Origin of the sequence: Yersinia similis, assembly GCF_001053095.1 — a bacterium.
Classification (GTDB): Bacteria; Pseudomonadota; Gammaproteobacteria; order Enterobacterales; family Enterobacteriaceae; genus Yersinia; species Yersinia similis.
The window spans coordinates 1-2,365 of the sequence record NZ_CGBP01000070.1 but is presented as its reverse complement, the minus strand read 5'-3'; the positions used below and the strand labels follow the sequence as shown (position 1 = coordinate 2,365).

Sequence of the window (2,365 nt, the reverse complement as noted above, 5' to 3'; positions counted from 1 at the left end):
AACTCATATTGTTAATAAAACTCTGCTGCCACATGCTGCCCTCATTCAATACAACGAATCGGAGGTGAAATATGGCAAAACGGTATTCTCACAGTGAGCGGCAACAATATCTCGACGCCTGGAAACAGAGTGGATTAACCAAACAGCACTATTGTCAGCAACACGATTTGAACCCTGCCACCTTCTATTATTGGCTTAAGCATCATCGCGATGACGCTACCGTGACCGTTCCCGCCGCCTTTATTCCTGCGCGCCGAGTGATACCTGCGAATAATGACGCCGACACCGTGACGCTCAACCTCCCCAACGGCTGTTCAGTCAGGTGCCTTCCCGCTCAGTTGCGGGCCGTGATGCAGGCCTTGTCCCTGTGTTAACGCCGCAGCCTGTCTGGCTGGCACGGGAGCCGGTCGATATGCGCCGGGGCATCGATACCCTGACGCAATACATTACCGACCACCTGCACCAACCCTGGCAGGGAGAAGCCGCCTTTGTCTTTTGCAATAAAGCGCGCTCGCGCATCAAGGTTCTGCGTTGGGACAAGCACGGCGTCTGGCTGTGTCTGCGTCGTCTTCATCAGGGCCATTTTGTCTGGCCCCGACACGGTGATATTGCCTGGACGCTGTCACCCGAACAGGCCGACTGGTTGATGAAAGGCATTGACTGGCAGCGGGTGGATGGTCTGGATTTAACCGGCTGGAAATAACAAAAAATAGTGATTAATACATTGATTATTAATCATAATCCAGTTCCGTGTTGATAAAATGGTCGCATGAATATCGATGCCTTGCTGACCTCAAAAGACCCCGATGAACTGCGCACTCTGGCGTTGAAATTACTCGCGGACCTTGAGCAGCAGACGCAGCGAAACCAGACTCAGGCCGGTTATATCCAGCAACTGGAAGAAGCACTGAAAAACGCCCGTCAGTGGCGCTTTGGGCGTAAAAGCGAAGCCTTCCAGGGGGAACAACGCGGGTTGTTCGACGAAGACATCGAGGCCGATGCCGCTGATATCGGGCAGCAACTGGCCACGCTGTTACCTGAGCCGAAAGCAACAAAAACGCAGGTGGCCAAACGCCAGCCCCTGCCGCCTGAACTGCCCCGGGAAGAAGTCCGTCTGGCCCCGGCGTCCGATAGCTGCTCAGACTGTGGGCACACCCTGCGCTTCATCCGCGATGAAATCAGCGAACGGCTGGAATATGTTCCGGCTCGTTTCATCGTCCATCGCCATGTCCGCCCGCAGTTCAGTTGTGAACACTGTGAAACGGTGGTCAGCCAGCCCCTGCCGGCACAGCTGATTGAAAAAGGTCTACCCGGTCCGGGTCTGCTGGCACAGGTGGTGTGTGCCAAAAGCCTTGACCATCTGCCGCTCTACCGTCAGCAGGTGATATATCAGCGTAGCGGTGTCGACCTGCCTCGCAGTACCTTGGCGGGCTGGTTCGGTGCGGTGGGTGCCGCCCTGAAACCGTTGGCCCAGGCACTGCATCAGGACCTGTTGCAACACCCGGTCCTGCAGGCCGACGAAACGCCGCTCTCTATCCTCGACCCCGGCAAGGGCAAAACCCAACGCGGTTATCTGTGGGCTTATACCACCGCGCTGGGGGCTGACCGGTCAATCGTGCTTTATGACTGCCAACCGGGGCGCAGTGGTCAGTATGCCCGCGATGTGCTTGCGGGCTGGCGCGGTACTCTGGTGGTGGACGGTTATGCTGGTTATCAGGCGTTGTTCGACAGCGGGCAAGCGCTTGAAGCGGGATGTTGGGCGCACGCCCGGCGCAAGTTCTTCGAGCTGTTTACGGCCAACAAAAGCCCGGTGGCCAAGGTTGCGTTAGACACAATCCGTGAGCTTTATAAGCTTGAGCGTAAAATCAAACCTCGGTCGGCGGATAAAAAACGCCAATGGCGACAGCGATACGCCAAACCCCGGCTGGACGCCTTCCATCAATGGCTGTTGTTGCAACAAACGCAAACAGCTCCCAACTCGGGGCTGCGCAAGGCGCTGGACTACACCTTGAAACGCTGGCCGGCGTTGCTGCGCTACCTGGACGATGGCCGCGTACCCATCGACAATAACCGCACTGAAAACTGTATCCGTCCGGTGGCCGCAGGCCGCAAAAACTGGCTTTTTGCCGGGTCGTTGCGTGCCGGGCAACGGATGGCGGCTATCCTGAGTCTGCTGGAAACCGCCAAACTAAACGGCCACGACCCGTATATCTGGTTGCGCGATGTGCTAACCCGTTTACCCACCTGGCCGAACAGTCGGCTCAGCGAGCTATCACCCTACGCCGAAAACAGCTTCAGTTAATATCTGCCAGCTTATTACATTATTTAAATCACACAACGCGAGTTCGCCGCTCGGTTACTGTGT

General features: G+C 56.5%; 3 protein-coding genes. All 3 read left to right on the top strand.

Translation table 11 applies throughout. From position 1 onward, the window contains the following. Positions 1–71 precede the first annotated feature (71 nt). The 3 genes from tnpA to tnpC all read left to right on the top strand — a co-directional run bounded on the left by tnpA (position 72) and on the right by tnpC (position 2,302). Entirely contained in the window at positions 72–374 is a 303-nt protein-coding gene (tnpA, locus tag AC971_RS23735) for an IS66 family insertion sequence element accessory protein TnpA (RefSeq protein WP_231573059.1), read from the top strand. Next, a complete protein-coding gene (tnpB, locus tag AC971_RS21340) occupies positions 368–703 on the top strand; it encodes an IS66 family insertion sequence element accessory protein TnpB (RefSeq protein ID WP_048677903.1) in 336 nt (111 codons plus the stop codon). The genes tnpA and tnpB overlap by 7 nt, the downstream gene beginning before the upstream one ends. A 66-nt stretch (positions 704–769) precedes the next feature. After that, positions 770–2,302, top strand: coding sequence for an IS66 family transposase (tnpC, locus tag AC971_RS21335; protein ID WP_025381519.1), 1,533 nt, complete (start codon positions 770–772; stop codon positions 2,300–2,302). The last annotated feature ends 63 nt before the right edge of the window (positions 2,303–2,365 follow it).

What these genes read in the sequence shown, in the direction of transcription:
- tnpA (WP_231573059.1), top strand. Translation starts at nt 72, where the DNA reads ATGGCAAAACGGTATTCTCACAGTGAGCGGCAACAATATCTCGACGCC.
- tnpC (WP_025381519.1), top strand. Translation starts at nt 770, where the DNA reads ATGAATATCGATGCCTTGCTGACCTCAAAAGACCCCGATGAACTGCGC.